Consider the following 15,494-nt stretch of genomic DNA (forward strand, 5'->3'; position numbering starts at 1 on the left):
CGCTAACCGTCCGTCACTGCGGCGCCGGCCCGTTCTCGCTCGTCACCCGGGGGAGTGTCGCCCGGCCCGCCCTCGGCGGGACCGGACTCACTGATCCCGATGCGCTTGTGCAGGCGGGCCAACGGTGCCGGCGCCCACCAGTTCCACTGCCCCATCAGGTGCATGAACGCCGGCACCAACAACATGCGCACCAACGTGGCATCTACCAGCACGGCAATGGTCAGACCGAGGCCGAACATCCGCATGAAGGCCACCTGCGCCGCGATCAGTGCCGCGAACGATATCGACATCAGCAGCGCGGCGGCCGTCACCACCCGCCCGGTGCGGGCCAGTCCGAGCGCGACACTCTCGTCGTTGCGGACGCGAGGAGCAAGATGGCCGGAGCGTTCCCGCGGGGACATCTCGGTGCCGTCGGCACGTGTCAGCCCGGGCGACAACCAGTACTCGCGGATCCGCGAAACCAGGAACACCTCGTAGTCCATCGACAACCCGAAGGCGATGCAGAACAGCAGCACCGGCAGATTTGCCACCAGCGTGCCCGTCGACGTGGTGCCGAGCGCGCCCAGGTGCCCGTCCTGGAAGATCCACACCAGCGCGCCGAACGCCGCCGACAGCGACAACACGTTGAGCACCAACGCCTTCAACGGCAGTATCACGCTGCCGGTGAGCAGGAAAAGCAGCACGAAGGTGATGGCGGCGATGATGCCGAGCACCATCGGCAGGCGGGAGGTGATGGCCTGCGAGCTGTCCCGGTTGACCTGAGCGATGCCGGTGAACTTCACCTCGGCGGGGGCGGGCACCGCGTGCAGCGCGTCGAGTTGCGCCTCGGAATCGTCGCTGAACAACGGCACGTTGCTGCCGATCGTCAAAAACGCACTGCCGTCGGCTATTCCGGTTCCCGACGTCGGAGGGCCAACCCGGCGACCGTCGACGAACGTGCCGCCGGGCGCGGACACCGAGGCTCCGTCGGCGGCCCGCGACAGCTCGCCCGCGTAGCGGTCGATTTCCGCGGGTGGCAGGCCGGTCACGTCCGGAAGCACCACGGTGACGGCGGTCGAGGAGTCGACGGCGAAATCGTTACGGAGCTCATCGCCGACCTGACGGGCCGACGCCGAGGAGGGCAGCACGCGGTCGTCGGGGAAGCCCCATTTGATGCCGAGGAAGGGCGCGCCCAGCATGAGCAACAGCGCGATCACCGCGAGGCCGACCGGCAACGCACGGCGCATCACCCGCTTGGTCATGCGGTACCAGAAAGTCTGCTCGACGGGCTTGGCCACGGGCTCGGGCCGGCCCAGGATGCGGCGGAAGAACCGGCGCACGTCATAGGCGTCCAGGCGGTCACCGAGCAGCACGATCGCCGCCGGGGCCACCACGATGGCCGCGAACGCCGCCAGCCCCACCACCGCGATGCCCGCGTAGGCGAACGACTTGAGGAAGTACATCGGGAACAGCACCATCGCCACCATCGACAGCGCCACCGTCATCGCCGAGAACAGCACGGTGCGCCCGGCGGTGATCATCGTGCGCACCAGGGCCCGGTCCGGCTCGACGCCGTCGGCCAGCTCGTCGCGGTACCGGCTGACGATCAACAGGGTGTAATCGATCGCCAGGGCCAGTCCCATGGCGACGGTGAGATTGAGCGCGAAGATCGAGACGTCGGTGACCATCGTGAACCCGCGTAGCACCGCCAGGGACCCCAGGATCGCGAAGCCGCCGACCGCGAGCGGCAATGCGGCGGCGAGCAGTCCGCCGAAGACCCACACCAGCACGACGAAGCTCAGCGGAATCGCGATGGACTCCATCATCAAGAGGTCTTTTTCGCTCTGCCCGTTGATCTGGACGTAGATCATCGCCTCGCCGCCGGCCCGCACGGTTACGCCGTCGCGGTCGTGCACCAGACGGTCGGTCAGTTCCTTGGCGTGCTTCTGCGCGCCACTCTCCCCGCCGTTGATCCCAGCCAGGATGAGCCCGGTCTTGCCGTCCTTGCTGACCAGGGTGGCTGCCGCGGGTGCCGGCACGGTCCAGGTCGAGCTCACCTCGGTCACGTACGGCGACACCTTGAGCTGGCCTGCGATGTCGGTGCCCGCAGCCCGGGCCGCGGGACTGTCAGCCCCGGCCCTCTCATCGGTGACGCTGATGACCAACTGCATGTCGCCGCGGGCGAACTTGTCCGAGAGCAGCTGAGTGGCCTGCGCGGATTCCGACGTCGGGTCTTGGAAGCCACCCGCCGACAGGCTCTTGGCCACCGGAATGCCGAAGATGGCCGCGGCCACCATGACCAGCGCGGCCACCGCCAAGACGCGTCGTGGCGCAGCGAGGGCCAGATGGGCGATTCGATGCAGCAATGCGCGTCCTTCCCCGATGGATATCGTCGTTAAGTTAACAACGGTAAGTTTCCGGCGTCAATGTGGCCTGCTCTACATACGGCGATCGGCACCCCAAGGTTCATCAGCGGCCGACAGGCGATGAATTTCGGCTCGATCGTGCGTCTAATAAGGCATGACAAACACCATCGATGCCGGCACCGCGACGACCAGCCGCCTGACCGACACCGGACTTCTCATCCTGCGCATCGCTACCGGCGCAACCATGTTGCAAGCGGGTCTGATCAAGGCTTTCGACTTCGATGCCGCCGTGGGATTCATGGAATCCAGCGGCTGGCGGCTACCCGCGTTCGGCGCGTTCATGGTGACCGCGGCCGAAACCCTCGGCGGGATAGGGCTGCTGTTGGGCGTTCTCACGCCACTGGCCGCATGCGCGGTGATCGGCGCGATGGTCGACGCCTGGGCGGTGAACGTGTCGGCCGACGCCTTCTGGTCCCAGCCGTTCAACGTGCCGTTCCTGGCCGCATTCGCCGCCGCGGCGTTGTTGTTCACCGGCGCCGGCGCGTTCTCCGTCGATGAGCGGGTTTTCGGCCGCTCCCGCGTCTCGGCCAGGGGCGCGGTCGGATTGGTGGTGCTCGGATTCGCCGTCGCCGTGGTGACCTGGATCGCGCTCAACGGGTCCAACCCCATCCACGTCACAAAACCCGTCGCCTGAACCCCGTCCTGTTGGCGCCGGTAGCCGCCGCCGATTTCCAGCTTTGGGCTACTCGCCAGAAACCTACCCAAAAGTAGGATTGCCACCATTTTCCGAACCGTGACTCAAAGATTCCTTAATGGTGACCCATACGCTCAGTGTCATGTGGATCGACGACACCAGTGCCGATGTCATCAAGGTTGACTTCGAGGCCCTCTACCACGGCGATGTCCTCGTCGAGGGTGAAACCTCCGAGCAGTTTGACGACTTCCAAGAACTGCCTACCGCAGTATGAGAAAACGCGCGCCTCGCGGCGCGCGTTTCCCATCTTGAGTTTGCCGTAGCCAGCCCTTCGGGGCCACAGTCCTCGCTTCAGGCGAGGACTGCTTCTTTCTCCGGTTCGGCTTCGCCCGCACCGATCATGTTCGCCAGGCGCCCACTGATCAGCTCCTCGGCCTCCGACACCATCCGTGAGACGAGTTCGCCGCAGGTGGGGATGTCGTTGATGAGACCCATCGAGGTTCCAACCGACCAGATGCCGGCGTCGAGATCACCGATCTCATACACCTTCACGCCACGTTTGCCGGCCACCAGATCCTTGACGTCCTCGAACTGGCCGCCGTCTTTGAGGATCTGCACCACTTCACGCGAAACCGTGTTGCTCGCGACGCGGGCGGTGTTACCCAGGCTGCGGAAGATCAGCTCGGTGTCGAGCTCGGTGCCCGCCACGATGGCTTCCTTGACCTTCTGATGGATCGCCGATTCCGCGGTGCACATGAACCGCGAACCCATGTTGATGCCGTCAGCCCCCAGCGCCAGCGCAGCCACCAGACCACGCGCGTCGGCGAAACCACCCGAGGCGATCATCGGGATCTCGATCTTGGCCGAGGCGGCCGGGATGAGCACCAGGCCCGGGATGTCATCCTCACCCGGATGACCGGCGCACTCGAACCCGTCGATGCTGATGCCGTCCACACCCAGGCTCTGCGCCTTGACGGCGTGGCGCACCGAAGTGCACTTGTGCAGCACCCTGATGCCGTTGTCATGGAACATCGGCAGGTGCGGCGCCGGGTTCGAACCCGCGGTCTCCACGATCTTGATGCCGGAGTCGACGATCACCTGGCGGTACTCGTCATACGGCGGCGGGTTGATCGTCGGCAGAATCGTCAGGTTCACCCCGAACGGCTTGTCGGTGAGCTCACGACACCGCTCGATCTCGCGGGCCAGATCCGCCGGGGTGGGCTGGGTGAGCGCGGTGATGAAACCCAACGCACCCGCATTCGCCACGGCCGCAACGAGTTCGGCACGGCCGACCCACTGCATACCACCCTGCACGATGGGGTGCTCGACCCCGAACGTCTCGGTGAACTTCGTCTTCAATGCCATATGTTCGCCTTCCTGGTTACCGGGGAGCCATGCGGATAGCACCGTCGAGGCGGATCACCTCGCCGTTGAGCATCGGGTTTTCGATGATGTGCACGGCCAGGGCGCCGTACTCGTCGGGATCACCCAGCCGGGCCGGGTGCGGAACCTGCTGGCCCAGCGACTTCTGCGCCTCCTCGGGCAGCGAGCCCAGCAGCGGGGTCTTGAACAGCCCCGGCGCAATGGTGCACACGCGGATCAGCTCACGCGAAAGGTCGCGCGCGATCGGCAGGGTCATGCCGACCACACCGCCCTTTGACGCCGAGTAGGCGGCCTGGCCGATCTGGCCGTCGAACGCCGCCACCGAGGCGGTGTTGATGATGACGCCGCGCTCTTCGTTCTTCAGGGGCTCCGTCTTGGCGATGCGCTCGGCGCTCAACCGGATCACGTTGAAGGTGCCGATCAGGTTGACCTCGACCACCTTGCGGAACCCGTCGAGCGGGAACGCTCCGTTGCGGCTCAGGGTCTTGATTGCATTGCCGATGCCTGCACAGTTGACGTTGATGCGCACCGGGCCAAGCGATTCGGCGACGTCGAGCGCCTCGGTCACGCCGGCCTCGTCGGTGACGTCGGTGGCGACGAACTTGGCCCGATCACCCAGCTCGGCCACCACCTCTTCGCCCTTGAGGTCGATGACGACCACCTGCGCACCTGCGTCCAGCAGTCGCTTCGTGGTGGCCAGGCCCAGACCGGAAGCACCGCCGGTGACGACGGCTACCGCGTCCTTGATCTCCATGTACCGCATTCCTTTCCGGCCGGCTTCAACGCCGACCCCTTCGGTCGAACCAAACAGTGGTTGAACTAAACGGTGAACTAAACCCAGTCCCGCAGAACGGCTTCGGTGTCGGCGCCACGTTCGCGCGGCGGCGTCGGCACCGCGAGAGTGCTGCGTGAGAACCGCGGGGCCGGCATCGGCTGCAGGTTGCCCTCGTCGTCGAAGAACGTGTCGCGCTCGGCGATGTGCGGCTCGGTGAGCACCTCGGCGAACGAAAGCACCGGCGTCGCGCACGCATCGGTACCGGCGAACACCTTGGCCCAGTGATCGCGGTCGTGAGCGGCGAATGCCTTGGTGAAGGCCTCACGCAGCTCGGGCCAGCGCGCCATGTCGTTCTGCGCCGGCAGGTCGGCACCCTCCAGGCCCAGCCCCTTGAGCAACTCGGCGTAGAACTGCGGCTCGATCGCACCGATCGCCATGTACTTGCCGTCGGCGGTCTCGTAGGTGTCGTAGTAGGGCGCACCGGTGTCGAGCATGTTCGTGCCGCGCTCGTCGGACCACATGCCGTTGGCCCGGAAGCCCCACATCATCTGCATCAGCACGGACGAACCGTCGACCATGGCCGCATCGATCACCTGTCCCTTGCCCGAGGCCTGCCGCTCGAACAGCGCCGAGAGGATGCCGACGAGAAGGAACATCGAGCCGCCACCGAAGTCACCGGCCAGGTTCAGCGGCGGGACCGGGCGCTCACCCTTGCGGCCGACAGCGTGCAGCAGGCCGTTGAGCGAGATGTAGTTGATGTCGTGGCCGGCCTGCAGGGCCCGCGGACCTTCCTGGCCCCAGCCCGTCATCCGGGCGTAGATCAGGCGGTCGTTGACCTTGGCACAGTCGTCGGGCCCCAGGCCCAGACGCTCGGTGACGCCGGGCCGATAGCCCTCGATCAGCACGTCGGCCTTGGCGATCAGGCTCAGGACCAGCTCGCGACCTTCGTCGCTCTTGAGGTCCGCCGCCACCGAGCGGCGATTGCGCAGCATCGAATCCCGATCACCGGCGGGCACTCCCCCGCTGCGGCCCGGCCGTTCGACCCGCACGACGTCGGCGCCCAGATCGCCGAGAATCATCGCCGCGTGCGGGCCCGGGCCGATACCGGCCAACTCGACAACGCGCAAACCCTGCAGTGGTCCTGCCATGCTCTTCCGCCCTTCGCCTGTTAGGCCTTGGTTGACCGGTGACATAGCTTACTTGTATAACCTTCTCGACCGGTATGGCCATAGCCGGCCCCGCCCGCAGCGGGCCACGGGCCCGCCAGACTTAAGGTGCATAGATGACCGTGACCCGCGAATACCCCGACGTCAAAGACGTATCCGTGACCCTCGAGGGCGGTGTGCTGTCGGTGACCCTGAACCGGCCCGACAGCCTGAACTCGCTGACCCAGGGCATGCTCGTCGCGATCGCCGGCGCCATGGAATTGGCCGCCACCGACCCCGAGGTGCGGGTGGTCCGGCTGGGCGGCGCGGGCCGCGGATTCAGCTCGGGCGCGGGAATCAGCGAGGAAGACCAGAACGCCGAGACCCACGACGCCGAAGGCGTCCTCGATGCCGCCAACCGGGCCGTCGCCTCCATCGTGGCGCTGCCCAAGCCGGTCGTGGCCGTCGTGCAGGGGCCGGCCGCCGGCGTCGGCGTGTCCCTGGCACTGGCGTGCGACGTCGTGCTGGCCTCCGAGGCGGCCTTCTTCCTGTTGGCCTTCACCAAGATCGGGTTGATGCCCGACGGCGGTGCGTCGGCGCTCGTCGCGGCGAACATCGGCCGGATCCGGGCCATGCGCCTGGCGCTGCTGGCCGATCGCCTCACCGCCACCGAGGCCTTCGACTGGGGCCTGATCAGCGCGGTGTACCCGGCCGACGAGTTCGATGCCGCCGTGGACAAGATCGTCGCCAAGCTGCGCTCGGGTCCGGCGGTGGCACTGCGGGAGACCAAGCAGGCCGTCAACGCAGCCACCCTGACCGAGCTCGAAGGGGCGTTTGCCCGCGAGCGCAAGGGCCAGCTGCAGCTGCTGGTGTCCGACGATTTCCGCGAAGGCACCAAGGCCTTCCAGCAGAACCGGCGCCCGGAGTTCACCCAGCAGTAAGCGGTAGCCCCACCTACCTGCCTCGCGAGCCCTGTTCGCGCCCGAAAAATCGTTGGACGCAACCCACTCCAGGTGGGCACCATCAAGTGTTGTGAGCATGCAACACGACATCCAGCCACCGGTCGATCAGACCGGTGGCTGGCGTGTGCTCGCCCCGTTCCGCATCCGCGAGTACCGCTTGCTGATCGCCGCGGTCACGGTGTCGATCTTCGCCGAGGGCATGTGGTCGGTGGTGATGGCGTTGCAGGTCATCGCGATCGACAACGATCCTGCGTCGCTGTCGCTGGTGGCCACCTGCATGGGTGTCGGCCTGGTGGCGTTCGTTCTCGTCGGCGGGATCACCGCCGACCGGATCAACCAGCGCACAATCATCATCGCGGTGGAGACCGTCAATCTGGTGACCGTCTCCACGGTCGCGGTGCTGGGCCTGTTCGACTTGCTCAAGATCTGGCATTTGGCCGTCGCCGCAGGCATTCTCGGTATCGCCGCAGCGTTCTTCTTCCCGGCCTACAGCGCGCTGCTGCCGCGCATCCTGCCGGCCGAACAACTGTTGGCGGCCAACGGTGTCGAGGGCGTGGTGCGCCCGGTGTTCCAGCGCTCGGTGGGACCGGCGGTGGCCGGCATGGTGATCGCCGCGACCTTCCCGTCGCTCGGCGCGGTCGTGGTGGCGGCGTTGTTCGGCGCCGGCCTGGTCTTGCTGATTGCCACCCGCCCGACGGCGGATTTGGTTGCGGCGCAGGAGGACAACGAACGCCCGCACGTATTGCGCGATCTGCGTGAGGGTTTCGCGTTCATGGTGCGCACCCCGTGGCTGCTGTGGACACTGTTGTTCGCCAGCATGTTCGTGCTCGTCGTCCTCGGGCCGATCGAGGTACTGCTGCCGTTCATCGCCCAGGACCGGTTCGCCGACGGCGCCCGGGCCTACGGATTCATCTTGGCTTTCTTCGGATTCGGCAGCGCCCTGGGGGCATTGACGGTGTCCTCGCGCCGGATGCCGCGGCGCTACCTGACCACGATGATGCTGATGTGGGGGTTGGGATCGGTGCCGCTGGTGGTCGTCGGCGTCACGTCGTCGTTCCCGTTGATGGCGCTGGCCACGTTCTGTATCGGCGTCACCGACGGGGCCGGCATGGTGATCTGGGGAACGCTGCTGCAACGCCGGGTGCCGACGGAAATGCTGGGCCGGGTGTCGAGCCTGGACTTCTTCGTGTCGCTGGCGTTCATGCCGCTGTCGTTCGCGATCGTCGGGCCGCTGTCGAAGGTGGTCTCGATGGAGTCCATCTTCCTGGTGGCCGGACTACTGCCCGCGGCCCTGGCCGCCGTGGCCATGACGGCGGCCAGGATGCCGCGCGACGAGCTCGCGCATCCACTGCGCTAGGGCGTGTCTCATAACCTATCGGTGGATTGTTTGGCAGTCTCGGCAGTGTGTCGAGGTCGCAAGTGCTTACCGATGGGATGTGGGCTCGGGTTGAGCCGTTGATGCCGGTGCCATCGACCAAGGGCGGCAGGCCCTTTGGTGATCATCGGCAGGTGGTGGAGGCCATCATCTGGCGGTATCGAACCGGTGCGCCGTGGCGGGATCTGCCCGCCGAGTTCGGGCCGTGGCAGACGGTGTGGCGCCGCCATGCCCAGTTCAGTAAAGACGGCACCTGGGATGCGATCCTGGCCGCGGTGCTCGCCGAAGCCGCCGACGCCGAGTTGATCGATTGGGCGATCAGTGTGGATTCGACGGTCAACCGGGCTCATCAGCACGCAACGAACCTGTCTCGGGACACAGGGGGCACCGTCGAATTACACGAATCTGCGTGAGGAGCCCTCTGACCACGGTATTGGCCGTTCCCGCGGTGGGTTGAGCACCAAGATTCATCATCTCGTCGACGGGCACGGGATGCCGTTGGTGGTGCTCACCGCGCCCGGCCAGGCCGGCGATGCCCCGATGTTCCCGATCCTGATGGGACACCTGAAAGTGGGCAGTAGTGGTCCGGGTCGCCCACGAACCCGTCCCGACAAGGTCCGCGGTGATAAGGCGTACTCGTCGAGGGCGATTCGTGAGTTGCTGCGCGATAAAGGCATCACCGCGGTAATCCCGCAGCCTGATGACCAGATCGCCCACCGTAAACGCCGTGGCAGCGCCGGTGGCCGGCCACCGAAGTTCGACGCACAGGACTACAAGGGCCGCAACGTCGTTGAACGCGGCTTTCAACGCGCCAAGCAATGGCGCGCCATCGCCACCCGCTACGACAAACACAACCTCAACTACCGCGGCGGCGTCATCCTCAACGCCATCGTTGCCTGGCTCAAACGGTTATGAGACACGCCCTAGCGGCTACTCCGCGTCGCGGTGCAGCCCGGTCAGATGTGTGTAGGCCGCCGCGTTCAGCTGGTTGTGGCCGACCTCGTCATCGCTGAGCTCGCGGCGCACCTTGGCGGGTACACCGGCCACCAGCGAGCGCGGCGGCACCACCATGCCCTGCGGCACCACCGCACCGGCAGCCACCAGCGAGCCGGCCCCGATCACCGCGCCGTTGAGTACCACCGCGCCCATCCCGACCAGGCTGTCCTGCTCGACGGTGCAGCCATGCAGTACGACGTTGTGGCCCACCGTCACCCCGGTGGCGATCCGGCACGGGAAGCCGGGGTCGACGTGGACGGTCACCCCGTCCTGGATGTTGCTGCCCGCACCGACCTCGATGGGTTCGACCTCGGCGCGCAGCGTGGCGCCGTACCAGACGCTGGTCCCGGCCGCCAGCGAAACCTGGCCGATCACACTGGCATTGGGCGCGACCCAGGCATCCTGGTCGATCTGCGGGGTGTGACCGGCGACGGACACGATCAGCGGCTCAGACATGCCGGTCATCGTAGACAGCCCGCCGGCCCGCCCACTCGGGTGGCATCTGCTGGCTTGCTGACTGTTATGCCGCGGCTCGCACCGTCGTCCTCGTCGACAGTGACCGGCGGTGACTGCGCCGGCCGGCGCCAGTTGGCTGCGGGACCTGCAGGGCAGTCACGAGGTGGCCTTCGGGGGTGGCCGCCGTGCGGTGTTCCGTCGCCGCCGCGCTGTGCATCAGCATCCGAAAAAGCCCAGGTAAACTAGCCGCAACGACTCAATCGACCAGGTCGGCTTTGCCGTAACCACTTCGTAGCCCCTACCATCCGATGCGGCGCCGCGGGGAACGCCGCGCCGGTGATGCTCGCGGTTCGCTCGCCACAGTCGCGCGGACGACCGCGTAACGCGGCACCGGCAGCCGACGAATACAGGCTAGGCATGAGCGGGAGGAATAACCCACCAATGAAGACTCGCACCAAGACACTGGGCGTTGCTGCGGCCGTCGCCGCCATCACTGCGTCGCTGCCCCTGGCGGTCACCGCCTCGGCCGACCCGGCGCCGACGACCACCGCCCCGGTGGTGGAGATCCCCGATCCGCAGGGCTCGGGCTGCGACAACTTCAAGAAGGCCATGCCGGATTGGAAGAACCTCGCCGAGCTGCCGGCGGGCAAGGTGCTGGCCAGCATCCCCGACATCAGCACGTTCAACGCCGCACTGTCGGGCGGGATGAACCCGGACGTCAACGTCGTGCCGGTGCTCGACAACGGCCCGTACGTCATCTTCGCGCCCACCAATGACGCGTTCGCCGCCATGGAGCCCGGCCAGCTCGACGCGCTCAAGGGTGATCCGGCCGCGCTCACCAGCTTCGACTACTACCACGCGTTCCTGGGCCTGCTCGGCCCCGATGACGTCAAGGGCCAGCGGCCCACCCAGCAGGGCGCCGAGGTCAAGGTGACCGGCAAGGGTGGCGACATCAAGGTCAACGACACCGCCAAGCTGGTATGCGGCCCCATCCAGGCGCAGAACGCCCGCATCTACCTGATCGACACCGTGCTCGATCCCAACAACCCGCCCGAGGCGCTGGTGCCGACGATCACCGGCACCAACAGCACGACCACCACCAAGGCCCCGGAGCCGGAGACCCCGGCCGCCGACGCGCCGATCGGCTGACTTTCTCCCGCTTCTCTGCGCCGGCAGTCCCCCCGCAAGCGAGTGGGGCCGCCAGCAGACGCGAATGTCCCCGACACGCCGAAGTGTCGGGGACATTCGCGTCTGGTCGGCGTGATTACACGCCGAGCTCGCGGCCGATGATCTCCTTCATGATCTCGGTGGTGCCACCGAAGATCGTCTGGATCCGTCCGTCCACGTAGGCACGTGCAACGCGGTACTCCATCATGTAGCCGTAGCCGCCGTGCAGCTGCACGCACTGGTCGACGACCTTCTTGGCGACCTCGGTGGCCCACCACTTGGCCTTCGCCGCCTCGACCGCGGTCAGCTCACCGTCGACCACACCCTGCAGGCAGCGGTCGAGGTAGTTCTCGGTGACCTCCAGCTCGGTCTCCATCTCGGCGAGCAGGAACCGGTTGTGCTGGAAGCTGCCGATCGGCTGACCAAATGCCTTGCGGTCCTTGGCGTATTGCAGCGTCTCCTGGAAGACCGCGCGTGCACCGTAGATCGCCGAGATCGCGATCCCGAGCCGCTCCGAAGGCAGGTTGGTCATCAGGTGGTAGAAACCACGACCTTCCTTGCCCAGCAGGTTGGCATTGGGCACCCGCACGTTCTCGAAGTTCAGCTCCGAGGTGTCCTGGCTGTGCAGGCCCATCTTGTCGAGCTTGCGGCCACGGGTGAAGCCCTCCATGCCCCGCTCGACCACGAACAGCGTGAAGCCCTTGTGGCCGGCATCGGGGTCGGTGCGAGCGACCACGACGCACAGGTCGCAGTTGATGCCCGAGGAGATGAAGGTCTTGGAGCCGTTGATGATCCAGTCGTCACCGTCGCGCACCGCGGATGTCCGGATGCCTGCCAGGTCACTGCCCGCACCCGGCTCGGTCATCGCGATGGCGATGATCAGTTCGCCGTTGGCGATGCCGGGCATCCAGCGCTGCTTCTGCTCGTCGTTGGCCAGCTCCTTGAAGTACGGGCCGACGACGTCGTTGTGCAGGCTCAGCGCCGGGCCGTGCACACCGGCCTTGGCGATCTCCTCGTCGATGATGGCGTTGAAGCGGAAGTCATCCGTACCGCCGCCGCCGAATTCCTCCGGCATGTTGAACCCGATGAGGCCGTACTTGCCGGCGGCCGTGTACGCCGACCGGTCGACGATGCGCTCGGTCTCCCACTTCTCGGCATTGGGCACGAGCTCACGCTCGATGTACTCCTTGACCGTCTCACGGAAAGCTTCGTGCTCCGCGGTGTAGATCTGTCGCTTCATATGCCTTCTCCTACTTGGCCTTCCATACCGGCTCACGCTTCTGGGCGAAGGCCAGCGGCCCTTCCTTGGCGTCCTCGGTCTGCAGCAGAGTGCTGAACTCGCGGTTGGTGCGCTTCCAGCCGTCCTTGTCACCGGTGACGACGCCCTCGTCGACGCCGTAGGCGACGCGCTTGGAGGCCTGCACGGCCAGCGGCGCGTTGCCGGTGATCCGCTCGGCCAGCTTGAGCGCGGCGTCGACAACGGTGCCGTCGGGCACGACCTGGTTGATCAGTCCCCAGCGCAACGCATCGGCGGACGTCATCGGCTCACCGGTGAACAGCAGCTCGTTGGCCACCTTGCGGGGCAGCTGCTCGGCGATGCGGAACACGCCACCGGCACCGGCGATCAAGCCCCGCTTCACCTCGGGCAGACCGAATTTCGCGTTCTCTTCGGCCACGATCAGGTCGCTGGCCAGCGCCAGCTCGGTGCCGCCGCCCAGGGCGGTGCCGTTGACGGCGGCGATCGTCGGCTTGTCGATGAAATGGCTGACATAGCCGGCGAATCCGTATTCCGGGTGCTCGGGGTGAAAGAGGTTCTCGCCCCGCGAGATCGCCTTGAGGTCGGCGCCGGCGCAGAACGACTTGTCGCCGGACCCGGTGAGCACGACGGCCCGGATCTCGGGATCGTTCTGGGCCTGCTCCAGGGCGTCGCCGACGGCGATGCTGACCGAGGCATTGATCGCATTGCGCGCCTCGGGCCGGTTGATCGTGATCAGCAGGACATTGCCGCGCTTTTCGGCAATCGCGCCGAGGGCGCCTTCGTCGGTCACAGGAGCTCCAGGATGGTCGCGTTGGCCTGGCCGCCACCCTCACACATGGTCTGCAGCCCGTACTGAATGTTGTTGTCCCGCATGTGGTACAGCAGGGTGGTCAGGATGCGGGCACCGGAGCCGCCGAGCGGGTGGCCCAGGGCGATCGCGCCGCCGTTGGGGTTGAGGCGGCTCTCGTCGGCACCGATGTCCTTGAGCCAGGCCATCGGCACCGGGGCGAAGGCCTCGTTGACCTCGAATACGCCGATCTGGTCGACACTCAGGCCGGATTTGGCCAGCGCCTTCTGGGTGGCCGGGATCGGCGCGGTCAGCATGATGACGGGGTCGGCACCGGCGAGCACCGCGGTGTGCACCTTGGCAAGCGGCTTGAGCCCCAGGTCTTTTGCCTTCTCGGCAGACATGATCAGCAGTGCGGCCGACCCGTCGGAGATCTGGCTGGAGTTACCGGCGTGGATCACACCGTCTTCCTTGAAGGCCGGCTTGATGGCGGCCATGGACTCGACGGTGCCGCCACGGCGGATGCCGCCGTCTTCCAGCACGATGTTGCCGTCTTGGTCTTTGATTCCGACGATCTGATCCTTGAACGCACCGGAATCCTGTGCAGCCGCGGCCTTCTCGTGCGACCGCAGGGAGAACTCGTCGAGCTGGGTCCGCGAGAGACCCCACTGCTCGGCGATCATCTCGGCACCGACACCCTGGTTGGGGTTCTGGCCGTTGTACCGCTCGCGGAAGGCCTCCGGGTACGGGTGCCCGCCGTTGGCCAGCGAGGAGCCCATCGGGGTGCGCGACATCGACTCGACACCACCGGCGACGACGACGTCGTAGTGCCCGGCGACCACACCGGCGACGGCGAAGTGCAGAGACTGCTGACTGGACCCGCACTGACGATCGACGGTGACACCGGGAACGGTCTCGGGCCAGCCCGCGGTCAGCACCGCGGTGCGCGCGATGTCGAGTGCCTGCTCACCTGCCTGCATGACGCAGCCCCAGATGACGTCGTCGACGAGGGCGGGGTCGATCCCGGCGCGCTGCACGAGGCCGTTGAGCACCTGGGCCGACAGCTCCGACGGGTGCACACCTGAGAGGGCGCCGTTGCGCTTCCCGACAGGTGACCGGACGGCCTCGACGATGACGGCTTCAGCCATGACTTCTCCTTTGAAGGGTGGGTGACGCGACCCCAATGGAGCTCAACGGGGCGCTCGAGGTGAAAATAACTCAGTAGGTTTACTAGGTCAACCTACTGGTTGGTAGATGCCGATGTTCCGTTTCGGCGAGGAACAGATGGTTTACTGAGTTGTATAGCTGGCCATCCGGCCAGTACAACGTTGTCCTAACTGGGAGTGTCTGGTGGCTCGAACCACACCACTGGCGCCGATGATCGGCCCTGACGCGATAGCACCGCAGGCACCGGTCCGTTCCCCGAAGACGTCCGAGCTGGTCGCGGGCACGTTGCGGCGCATGGTCGTCGACGGCCAGCTCAAAGAGGGCGACTTCCTGCCCAACGAAGCCGAGCTCATGGAGCATTTCGGGGTCAGCAGGCCGACACTGCGCGAGGCCGTCCGGGTACTGGAATCCGAGCGGCTGGTCGAGGTGCGACGCGGCTCCCGTACCGGCGCCCGCGTCCGGGTGCCCGGCCCTGAAATCGTCGCCCGGCCGGCCGGCCTGCTGCTGGAACTGTCGGGCGCCGATATCGCCGATCTCTTGGTCGGCCGTGCCGCGATCGAGCCAATGGCGGCACGCCTACTGGCCGAGAAAGGCGACGAGGCGGCGTTCGCCGAATTGGAACGCATGCTCGACGAGCACATCCCGACCGACCACCAGTCGGACCGGCTGGCCGAAACCACCGGCGATTTCCACCGCCGAGTGGTCGAGCTGTCCGGCAACGCCACCTTGGGCATCATCGCCGGCATGCTGCACGAGATCACGGTGCGCCACCACGCCTTCCTGTTCAAAGAGCGGCGCCCGGTGTCCAAGACCGACTTCGACAAGCTGATGCGGTCCTACCGCAAGCTGATCACGATCATCCGCTCCGGCGACGGCGACGCCGCCGAAGCGCACTGGCGCAAACATCTGGACACCGCACGGGTCCTGATGCTGCAGGACATCGAGAGCGTCAAGGTCCGCGACGTCATGCGCTAGTCGGACCAC

14 protein-coding genes and 1 pseudogene are annotated in these 15,494 nt (G+C 66.5%); 7 read left to right on the plus strand and 8 right to left on the minus strand.

Annotated features, from left to right (window positions below; translation table 11 throughout):
- Positions 1–2: 2 nt before the first annotated feature.
- Positions 3–2,345 (minus strand): MMPL family transporter, encoded by a 2,343-nt coding sequence (locus tag BKG60_RS23115; RefSeq protein ID WP_075910059.1) that lies wholly within the window; start codon positions 2,343–2,345, stop codon positions 3–5.
- A gap of 154 nt (positions 2,346–2,499) precedes the next feature.
- Here BKG60_RS23115 and BKG60_RS23120 point away from each other — a divergent pair, with 154 nt between their 5' ends.
- Both BKG60_RS23120 and BKG60_RS32725 read left to right on the plus strand, forming a co-directional pair.
- Complete coding sequence (locus BKG60_RS23120) at positions 2,500–3,039, plus strand: DoxX family protein (protein WP_070188494.1); 540 nt, start codon at positions 2,500–2,502, stop codon at positions 3,037–3,039.
- Positions 3,040–3,181: 142 nt separating this feature from the next.
- Complete coding sequence (locus BKG60_RS32725) at positions 3,182–3,313, plus strand: hypothetical protein (RefSeq protein WP_003882239.1); 132 nt, start codon at positions 3,182–3,184, stop codon at positions 3,311–3,313.
- Between the two features lie 77 nt (positions 3,314–3,390).
- Here BKG60_RS32725 and BKG60_RS23125 read toward each other — a convergent pair whose 3' ends face one another.
- The 3 genes from BKG60_RS23125 to BKG60_RS23135 all read right to left on the minus strand — a co-directional run bounded on the left by BKG60_RS23125 (position 3,391) and on the right by BKG60_RS23135 (position 6,345).
- Positions 3,391–4,404 (minus strand): NAD(P)H-dependent flavin oxidoreductase, encoded by a 1,014-nt coding sequence (locus BKG60_RS23125; protein WP_070945556.1) that lies wholly within the window; start codon positions 4,402–4,404, stop codon positions 3,391–3,393.
- Between the two features lie 16 nt (positions 4,405–4,420).
- Positions 4,421–5,176 carry a 3-hydroxyacyl-CoA dehydrogenase gene (locus BKG60_RS23130; protein WP_070945566.1) on the minus strand — a complete coding sequence of 252 codons (756 nt, stop codon included), beginning with the start codon at positions 5,174–5,176 and terminating at the stop codon, positions 4,421–4,423.
- Positions 5,177–5,253: 77 nt separating this feature from the next.
- A complete protein-coding gene (locus BKG60_RS23135; protein WP_070945557.1) occupies positions 5,254–6,345 on the minus strand; it encodes a CaiB/BaiF CoA transferase family protein in 1,092 nt (363 codons plus the stop codon).
- A gap of 134 nt (positions 6,346–6,479) precedes the next feature.
- Between BKG60_RS23135 and BKG60_RS23140 the strand changes: the two genes are divergently transcribed.
- The 3 genes and pseudogenes from BKG60_RS23140 to BKG60_RS23155 all read left to right on the plus strand — a co-directional run bounded on the left by BKG60_RS23140 (position 6,480) and on the right by BKG60_RS23155 (position 9,594).
- Complete coding sequence (locus tag BKG60_RS23140) at positions 6,480–7,283, plus strand: enoyl-CoA hydratase (protein ID WP_070945558.1); 804 nt, start codon at positions 6,480–6,482, stop codon at positions 7,281–7,283.
- A gap of 97 nt (positions 7,284–7,380) precedes the next feature.
- Entirely contained in the window at positions 7,381–8,661 is a 1,281-nt protein-coding gene (tet(V), locus tag BKG60_RS23145) for a tetracycline efflux MFS transporter Tet(V) (protein WP_070945567.1), read from the plus strand.
- Between the two features lie 47 nt (positions 8,662–8,708).
- Positions 8,709–9,594: pseudogene (locus tag BKG60_RS23155) on the plus strand (IS5 family transposase).
- Between the two features lie 15 nt (positions 9,595–9,609).
- Here BKG60_RS23155 and BKG60_RS23160 read toward each other — a convergent pair.
- Entirely contained in the window at positions 9,610–10,131 is a 522-nt protein-coding gene (locus tag BKG60_RS23160) for a gamma carbonic anhydrase family protein (RefSeq protein WP_070944726.1), read from the minus strand.
- Between the two features lie 441 nt (positions 10,132–10,572).
- Between BKG60_RS23160 and BKG60_RS23165 the strand changes: the two genes are divergently transcribed.
- Positions 10,573–11,280 carry a fasciclin domain-containing protein gene (locus tag BKG60_RS23165; protein ID WP_070944696.1) on the plus strand — a complete coding sequence of 236 codons (708 nt, stop codon included), beginning with the start codon at positions 10,573–10,575 and terminating at the stop codon, positions 11,278–11,280.
- 115 nt (positions 11,281–11,395) lie between these two features.
- On the opposite strand, the gene BKG60_RS23170 is transcribed toward BKG60_RS23165, so the two are convergent.
- From BKG60_RS23170 to BKG60_RS23180, 3 genes are read right to left on the minus strand one after another with little or no spacing between them, the layout of a single operon-like run.
- Complete coding sequence (locus tag BKG60_RS23170) at positions 11,396–12,538, minus strand: acyl-CoA dehydrogenase family protein (RefSeq protein WP_070944695.1); 1,143 nt, start codon at positions 12,536–12,538, stop codon at positions 11,396–11,398.
- Between the two features lie 10 nt (positions 12,539–12,548).
- Positions 12,549–13,346, minus strand: coding sequence for a crotonase/enoyl-CoA hydratase family protein (locus BKG60_RS23175; protein ID WP_070944694.1), 798 nt, complete (start codon positions 13,344–13,346; stop codon positions 12,549–12,551).
- Positions 13,343–14,491, minus strand: coding sequence for a thiolase family protein (locus BKG60_RS23180; protein WP_070944693.1), 1,149 nt, complete (start codon positions 14,489–14,491; stop codon positions 13,343–13,345). Before BKG60_RS23180 ends, BKG60_RS23175 begins: the two co-directional genes overlap by 4 nt.
- Positions 14,492–14,693: 202 nt before the next feature.
- On the opposite strand from BKG60_RS23180, the gene BKG60_RS23185 reads away from it, so the two are divergent.
- A complete protein-coding gene (locus tag BKG60_RS23185; protein ID WP_070944692.1) occupies positions 14,694–15,485 on the plus strand; it encodes a FadR/GntR family transcriptional regulator in 792 nt (263 codons plus the stop codon).
- Positions 15,486–15,494: the final 9 nt, after the last annotated feature.

This window comes from Mycobacterium syngnathidarum (genome assembly GCF_001942625.1).
GTDB lineage: Bacteria > Actinomycetota > Actinomycetes > Mycobacteriales > Mycobacteriaceae > Mycobacterium > Mycobacterium syngnathidarum.

Coding starts and splice junctions, on each gene's coding strand:
- BKG60_RS23120 (WP_070188494.1), top strand. CDS start 2,500: ATGACAAACACCATCGATGCCGGCACCGCGACGACCAGCCGCCTGACC.
- BKG60_RS32725 (WP_003882239.1), top strand. CDS start 3,182: ATGTGGATCGACGACACCAGTGCCGATGTCATCAAGGTTGACTTCGAG.
- BKG60_RS23125 (WP_070945556.1), bottom strand. CDS start 4,404: ATGGCATTGAAGACGAAGTTCACCGAGACGTTCGGGGTCGAGCACCCC.
- BKG60_RS23130 (WP_070945566.1), bottom strand. CDS start 5,176: ATGGAGATCAAGGACGCGGTAGCCGTCGTCACCGGCGGTGCTTCCGGT.
- BKG60_RS23135 (WP_070945557.1), bottom strand. CDS start 6,345: ATGGCAGGACCACTGCAGGGTTTGCGCGTTGTCGAGTTGGCCGGTATC.
- BKG60_RS23140 (WP_070945558.1), top strand. CDS start 6,480: ATGACCGTGACCCGCGAATACCCCGACGTCAAAGACGTATCCGTGACC.
- BKG60_RS23160 (WP_070944726.1), bottom strand. CDS start 10,131: ATGTCTGAGCCGCTGATCGTGTCCGTCGCCGGTCACACCCCGCAGATC.
- BKG60_RS23165 (WP_070944696.1), top strand. CDS start 10,573: ATGAAGACTCGCACCAAGACACTGGGCGTTGCTGCGGCCGTCGCCGCC.
- BKG60_RS23170 (WP_070944695.1), bottom strand. CDS start 12,538: ATGAAGCGACAGATCTACACCGCGGAGCACGAAGCTTTCCGTGAGACG.
- BKG60_RS23180 (WP_070944693.1), bottom strand. CDS start 14,491: ATGGCTGAAGCCGTCATCGTCGAGGCCGTCCGGTCACCTGTCGGGAAG.